The organism is Sporichthya brevicatena, from assembly GCF_039525035.1.
Classification (GTDB): Bacteria; Actinomycetota; Actinomycetes; order Sporichthyales; family Sporichthyaceae; genus Sporichthya; species Sporichthya brevicatena.
The window spans coordinates 1-584 of sequence record NZ_BAAAHE010000083.1 but is presented as its reverse complement, the minus strand read 5'-3'; the positions used below and the strand labels follow the sequence as shown (position 1 = coordinate 584).

1 protein-coding gene is annotated in these 584 nt (G+C 74.8%); it reads right to left on the bottom strand.

Annotation, left to right across the window (positions count from 1 at the left end; translation table 11 throughout):
* Nucleotides 1-545, bottom strand: a 545-nt coding sequence (locus tag ABD401_RS25020) for a VG15 protein (RefSeq protein WP_486387618.1), incomplete at its 3' end; no start/stop codon positions are given.
* Between the last annotated feature and the right edge of the window lie 39 nt (nt 546-584).

Genomic DNA, 584 nt, shown 5'->3' with positions numbered 1-584 from the left:
AAGTCGGCGGTGTCCTTGGAGTACACCGCGCCGCGGGAGATCAGCATCGTGCAGAACGCGCACCCGCCGCCGACCCGCCGGTAGCCGACGATGGCGCTGGACTCCCGGAAGGTGCCGACCACGGTGGCCCGGTCACCGCCGAGGGTGAGCCGCTGGGCGGCGCCGACGAGCTGGGAGGCCATGACCCGCCGGGCGAGGGACGGGTCGGCGCTGATCCGCATGTTGGTCTTGAAGGCCACCGGCCCGGTCACGCGAAGGCTGGTCGCGATCTCTCGGGTGTTCGCCCCGACCCGCACCGGGTCGAGCCGGACACCTTCGAGTTCGGCGTGCTCGGCGAGGTAGCGGCGCGCGAGCGCGGCCGCGACGTCGTGGCCTTGGGCGACCACGCGGGTCACCTGCGGCGAGGTCCGCGCCCACCAGGAGTCGACGTCGGCGGTGTCAGCCCGCATCGCGGCCCGGTTGATCTGCGCGGCGACGATGGCGGCCAGGCGCGCGAGGTCACGGCGGTGCGCCGCTGTCCGCTGCTGCGCCCGAGGGGACGGCACGGGTCAGGCCTGCTCGAGGGAGGCGGCCGCGACCTCGGG